Genomic DNA, 6,459 nt, shown 5'->3' on the forward strand with positions numbered 1-6,459 from the left:
CCTCCCCGACCGGGGGCCGGCGCCGCGGCACACCCGTTGTTCGGCCGGACGCCCCGCTCAGGAACCCTCCGCCAGCCGCGCCGGGAAACCACCCGTGGCCACCGGACCCCAGCGCACCGGCGTGATCCGCAGCAGCGACTTCCCCTGCCGCACCATCGCCTCCCGGTACTCGTCCCAGTCCGGGTGCTCACCCGCGATCACCCGGAAGTACTCCACCAGCGGCTCCACCGCCTCGGGCACGTCCAGCACCTCCGCGGTGCCGTCCACCTGCACCCACGGGCCGTCCCAGTCGTCCGACAGCACGATCACACTGACGGACGGGTCCCGGCGGGCGTTGCGGGTCTTGGCCCGCTCCGGATACGTCGACACCACGATCCGCCCCTCGCCGTCCACCCCGCACGCCACCGGCGACCCCTGCGGGGAGCCGTCCGCACGGCGGGTGAGCAGAATCGCCCGATGACGGGGGCGCAGGAACTCCAGCAGCTCGTCGCGTCCGACACGGGTGCTGGTGGCGATGGAAGGACTCATGCCCCGATCCTAAGAGCCCACCGGCCCGGGGAACGGGCCGACGCCGCGCCCCGCCACACATCCACCGCCTCCCGAAGCCCCCGCACCGCCTGCCGCCACTGCGCGCGCCCGGCCACCCGCGGCCGGACGCGCCCACCACAGCGCATAGAGTCGGTGACCATGAACGACAGCGAGACCGACAGCGCACCCGGCGGGATCGACCCGGCCGTGCGCGCCGAGCTCACCCGCCTGCGCGACAGCATCGACAACATCGACGCGGCCGTGGTGCACATGCTCGCCGAGCGCTTCAAATGCACCCAGCAGGTCGGCCGCCTCAAGGCCGAACACGACCTGCCCCCCGCCGACCCCGCACGCGAGGCCCGCCAGATCGCCCGGCTGCGCGGCCTCGCCGAGAGCGCCAAACTCGACCCCGCGTTCGCCGAGAAACTGCTCAACTTCATCATCGCCGAGGTCATCCGCCACCACGAGAGGATCGCGGAGGGCACCCAGACGGGCGACGAGGGAACGGGGGAGTAGCCCCGGCCCGAACCGGACGGCGGCGACCGCGCCCGGGAAACCCCCCTGCACACCGCCGGACGCGTACGGCAGCATGAGCGCCATGCCCGCACTCACCCACGACGAGGCCCGCGACCGCGCCCGCCTCCTCGACGTCCGGCACTACACGATCGACCTCGACCTCACCCGCGGCGAAGAGGTCTTCGGCTCCACCACCACCGTCCGCTTCACCACCCGCGAAGCCGGCGACACCTTCGTCGAGGTACGGCCCCACACCCTCCACCGGGCCGTCCTCGACGGACACGACCTCGACCCGGCCGCCCTCGACGACGGACGCCTGCCCCTGACCGGACTGACCGCGGGCGACCACGAACTGCGCGTCGAGGCCGACATGGCCTACTCCCGCACCGGCGAGGGCATGCACCGCTTCACCGACCCCGCCGACGGACGCACCTACCTCTACACCATGTGCTTCCAGAGCGAGGCCCCCCGCGTCTTCGCCGCCTTCGACCAGCCCGACCTCAAGGCCCCCTTCGCCGTCACCGTCACCGCCCCCCAGGAGTGGACCGTCCTCGGCAACGGCACCGCCCACCGCGTCGAAGGCGAACCCGGCCGCTGGGAATGCGCCACCACCCCGCCGCTGAGCACCTACCTCGTCGCCCTGGCCGCCGGCCCCTGGCACTCGGTGCGCACCGAACACGCCGGCATCCCCTTCGGCCTCCACGTGCGGCGCTCCCTCGCCCCCCACCTCGACGCCGACGCCGCCGAACTCCTCGACATCACCCGCCGCTGCTTCGACCGCTACCACGAGATCTTCGACGAGCCCTACCCCTTCGACTCCTACGACCAGGCGTTCGTCCCCGAGTTCAACGCCGGGGCCATGGAGAACCCCGGACTGGTCACCTTCCGCGACGAGTACGTCTTCCGCTCCGCCGTCACCGACACCCAGCGCCAGTCCCGCGGCATGGTCATCGCCCACGAAATGGCCCACATGTGGTTCGGAGACCTCGTCACCCTCCGCTGGTGGGACGACATCTGGCTCAACGAGTCCTTCGCCGAGTACATGGGCTTCCAGGTCCTCGCCGAGGCCACCCGCCACACCGACACCTGGACCGACTTCGCCGTCAACCGCAAGTCCTGGGGCTACGACGCCGACCAGCGGCCCTCCACCCACCCCGTCGCCCCCGAACCCGAGGAGGTGCCCGACACCGACACCGCCCTGCTCAACTTCGACGGCATCTCCTACGCCAAGGGCGCCTCCGCCCTCCGCCAGCTCGTCAACTGGCTCGGCGAGAAAGCCTTCCTCGCCGGCGTCAACGACCACTTCGCCCGCCACCGCTTCGGCAACGCCACCCTCGCCGACTTCACCGACTCCCTCGCCCGCGCCTCCGGCCGCGACGTCCACGCCTGGGCCGACCGCTGGCTGCGCACCAGCGGCGTCGACACCCTCGCCGCCCGGGCCGCCGACGGGGAACCGCACCGCTGGCACCTGGAGATCACCCACACCGGCAACCGCCCCCACCGCATCACCGTCGGCCTGTACGACCTGGCCGCCGACGGCAGCGGAACCCTGACACCCCGCGAACCCCTGGAAGTGGACCTGGCCGCCGACGAGGACCGGCACACCCTCACCGCCGACGGCCCCCGCCCCGACCTCGTCCTCCCCAACGACCGCGACCTCACCTACGCCAAGATCCGCCTCGACGGGCAGTCCCGGCGGACCGTACGGCACCACCTGTCCGGCCTGCCCGAGCCGCTGACCCGCGCCACCGTCTGGAACACCCTCCGCGACACGGTCCGCGACGGCGAACTCCCGCCCGCCGACTACCTGGACACCGCCCGCGCCCACCTGCCCCACGAAACCGACAACGCCATCGTCTCCGGCGTCCTCACCTTCGCCCGCCACCAGATCGCCGACCGCTACCTGCCCCCGGAACAGCGCACCGCCGCCCTGGAAACCCTCGCCGACCTCGCCCGCGACCTGATCGACCGCGCCCCGGACGGCGACCGGGACGGCGGCGTGGGCCTGACCGCCGTACGCACCCTCGTCGACAGCACCACCGACCCCGGGGAACTCCACCGCTGGTGGACCACCGGAACCCTCCCCGGCGGCCGTCCCCTCGACCACGAACTGCGCTGGCGACTGCTCCACCGCCTCGCCGTCCTCGGCGCCGCCGGACCCGCCGACATCGACGCCGCACTGGAGGCCGACCCCAGCGCCACCGGCGCCGAAGGCGCCGCCCGCTGCCGCGCGGCCCTCCCGGACCCCGCCGCCAAGGAAGCCGCCTGGCAGGCCCTCTTCGACGAGGCCGACACCCTCTCCACCTACCTGCTCACCGCCACCCTCCAGGGCTTCTGGCACCCCGAACACCTCGACCTGCTGCGCGACTACGTCCCCCGCTACTTCGAGCAGGCCCCCGCCCTCGCCGCCCGCCGCGGCGCCGCCATCGCCCAGGCCCTGGCCGAACGCGGCTTCCCCCGGCCCTTCACCGACCCCGGCACCCTGGCGGCGGGGGAGCGCTGCCTGGAGAACCCCGCCCTCGTCCCCGCCCTGCGCCGCCCGCTCGCCGACGAACTCGACGACCTCGCCCGCGCCCTGCGCGTGCGGAACGCGCACTGACGCAGACAAGGCGCCGGGACCCCGTCCACGGACGGGGTCCCGGCGCCTTCGGAGGCCGTGCTGCCGCTCAGATGTCGGCGCACGGATCGCGCTTCTCCAACTCCGTGCGATAGGTGGTGATCAGCTTCTCCATGGCCTTCGCGTCGGCCACACCCTCATTCCTCGCCTTGGCCTTGAGGAACAGATCCCATTTCTCGCCCTTGGCCGTACAGCGCAGAACGGTGACCGCGCCTCTGTCGGAGTACACGTACGACTTGTCAGCAGCCTCGTGTTCCGGTTCCACATAGGCCTGCGAGGAGGCGAAGCGCCGCGCCGACCAACCCGGCTCCCACACCTCCCTGGCCACCCGGAGGACTTCCTCACCGTCCACCGAGATCTCACAGGACCAGATGGAGCCAGGACCCCCGTCCTCGGACTGATGGACCTTCTTCCCCGGAGGCATGAAGGGAGCGATCACCTCCGCGCCGACGGTCAGGTCACACAATGACTCCGGCACGGCGTACTCCCGCTTCTCTTCCCTGTCCTTCCCCGCGCATCCGCTCACCGAGAAGAGGAGGACAGCGACCAGGGGAAAGACCGCACCGATTGGCATGGATGGTTTCACATTCACGACCTGTCTCCAGCCGATTCCCACTTGGCTCCATCGGTGTGGCAGAGTCCCGCGTGAACTCCTGCCGAGTATTGGAGGTCTCCGCTGGTGTCTTGATTGATTTCGGGATTGTTGCGCACCGCGCGCCTGACTGCCGCTTCGGCAGCTTCAACGACCGCACTTCGGCCTCTTTGATACTCGCGGCCAGCCTTGTCCTCGCTCTTGTCGGTGGTGTCCTGCTCGATGCTCTTCAACACGCTTTCGGTGATGTCCTCCGCCACCCAGTTGATGACTTCGCCTACAACCGGCACCCGGGGTGGAATGGCGGAGGTACCCATCTCGACGGTGCGGGTCACCCACTTGCCCTTGTCGGCCGCAGCCTCGTTGTAGTCCTTGTCCAACGCCGTGTGGTAGTCGTGAATGGCGTCGGCACGGGCCTCGCTCATGACGCCGGCGATCATGGCGCCGGGAGCGACGGCGTTCTCCAATCGGTCCGTCAGCGACACCTTCGATTCGCTATCCCCATTGATGACGTTATCCACCAGTACGGATGTGTGCGCCTGCTGGGCGCTGGTGATGGCGGCATACGCATCCGGATCTCGGCCCACCTCGGCGAGGAATCGCCGGGCCTGTCCGCCGTCGAGGTTTGCCGATGCTCCGAGAACCGGGAAACGATCCGGGGACCCGCCGCTCCCGTACATTGCCCGCTGGAAGTCGCCCATGTACTCGGCGGTGATATTGCCCAGGCTGTCTCGCAGGGCGTGGAGCGGACCCGTCTTCAGATCCTCCGCCTCCCCGTTCTCGTTTCGGCGGATCAACTCGGGGTGTTCGCCGAAGTGTTTCACCAGGCGCTCGGTGAGCTTCGCGCCCTCCTTCGTGTGCTCAACCGGCTTGGTCGACTCGCTGTCGTACGCGCGCCCGGTGGTCGCGGCCTCCAGCGCGTGACCGAGCGCGTTGGGCCCATGGTTGAAGGCATCTTCCGACCCCTTGGCGCCCGGCATCGCCAGAGTGTCCGGCGGCCACTCGAAGTCCTCCTTGAGGAACTCGTCCAGGTACTTGTAGCCCAGCTTCGCGCCCTTGTCGGCGGTGCCGTCCTCCCGGTACACCGTCGGCTCACCCGTGAAGAACCTCTCCGACGCCTCCGGACTGTGGCCCAGCGCCTCCAGCACGCTCGTCAGCGGGTCGTAGCCCGCTCCGTTCTTCCCGGACGGGTTGAAGCCGTAGTCGGGGTCACCCATGCCTGTCGGCTTGGTCGACATGAACCGCATGGGGTCCTTGTGGTGGAGCTGGGTGACGTGCTCCGCGATCGGGGTGAGGAAGTCCGCGTCGTAGTTGCCGTAACGCAGCATTCCACCGAGGATCTGGTAGCCGTAGTACTGTCGGCTGAACGCTCCCGAATCCAGCTCGATCTGCTTGGTTCCGAGCCTGCGGAACTCCTCGCCCCAGCTGGCGGGCAGATGTGTCCTCTGGTCCGGGTCGGTGGCCGTGGCCAGCGCGACACCCATGTTGCGCTGGAAGTCCTTCGCCAGCGCCAGCCGGTCCTTGTCGTCCCCCTGCGTGCCGTCGAGCGACATCCGGGCGTAGAACTTCAGCGCCTGCTCCGGCCCGCCCAGTCCCTTGTAGAAGGCGGTGGAAAACTCCGGGTCCTTCGAGTTGAACGTCATCAGCCGGTTCAGCTCGGCGTACTCCCGATTGTTCATGCCGGGGCCGAGGGCAGCCAGCTCCAGAGCTCGTTCGGCCTGGGCGTCGTCCAGCGAGGAGTACTTCGCATGGCCGAAGTCGTGGGTGTCGCCGCCGTGGCTCTTCTTCAGCGCCCGGGCCGCCGAGTCGTCGATCTCCTCGGCCCGCGCGATCAGCGCGTTGATCCGGCGTTCCAGCTCCTGGGCGGCTGCTTTCTTCTGCTCCTCCGCCTTCTTCTCTTCGGCAGAGGCACCGCCGCCCGGCTTCTGCTCGAAGGCGCACCGCACCGTGCCGTCGCCCTTGTCGTGCACCCGGATTCCCTGCGCGCGGCCGTCCTCGACCGCCTTCTTCAGGTCGGACTGGACGGAAGACAGGTCGGAGTGCGCGTCCCGGAGGATGTTCCTGATGCTCCCAGCCTGGGCGGCCGCGTCGCCGAACTCCTTGGCGGTCTTGCGGACGAACGGTTTGGTGACGCCGGCGTTCTCGCCTCTCCACCGGGCCTTGTCGGCTTTGGCCGCCATGCCGGAGCGGGCGTCGTCCGCCAGCT

At 70.0% G+C, this 6,459-nt stretch carries 5 protein-coding genes; 2 read left to right on the top strand and 3 right to left on the bottom strand.

Features of this window, described 5'->3' with window-relative positions:
• Positions 1 to 57: 57 nt before the first annotated feature.
• Complete coding sequence (locus ABD358_RS25560) at positions 58 to 528, bottom strand: PPOX class F420-dependent oxidoreductase (RefSeq protein WP_344633508.1); 471 nt, start codon at positions 526 to 528, stop codon at positions 58 to 60.
• Positions 529 to 687: 159 nt separating this feature from the next.
• On the opposite strand from ABD358_RS25560, the gene ABD358_RS25565 reads away from it, so the two are divergent.
• Entirely contained in the window at positions 688 to 1,044 is a 357-nt protein-coding gene (locus tag ABD358_RS25565; protein WP_344633509.1) for a chorismate mutase, read from the top strand.
• 82 nt (positions 1,045 to 1,126) lie between these two features.
• Positions 1,127 to 3,643: an aminopeptidase N gene (gene pepN / locus ABD358_RS25570; RefSeq protein WP_344633510.1), complete on the top strand. Its 2,517-nt coding sequence runs from the start codon at positions 1,127 to 1,129 to the stop codon at positions 3,641 to 3,643.
• Between the two features lie 67 nt (positions 3,644 to 3,710).
• Here the strand turns inward: pepN and ABD358_RS25575 are convergent, their stop codons facing one another.
• Together ABD358_RS25575 and ABD358_RS25580 are read right to left on the bottom strand one after the other, a co-directional pair.
• Positions 3,711 to 4,277, bottom strand: coding sequence for a hypothetical protein (locus ABD358_RS25575; RefSeq protein ID WP_344633511.1), 567 nt, complete (start codon positions 4,275 to 4,277; stop codon positions 3,711 to 3,713).
• On the bottom strand, positions 4,250 to 6,459 hold a 2,210-nt coding region (locus tag ABD358_RS25580), incomplete at its 5' end, for a DUF6571 family protein (RefSeq protein WP_344633512.1). The genes ABD358_RS25575 and ABD358_RS25580, both read right to left, overlap by 28 nt.

Origin of the sequence: Streptomyces glaucosporus (assembly GCF_039533345.1) — a bacterium.
Classification (GTDB): domain Bacteria; phylum Actinomycetota; class Actinomycetes; order Streptomycetales; family Streptomycetaceae; genus Streptomyces; species Streptomyces glaucosporus.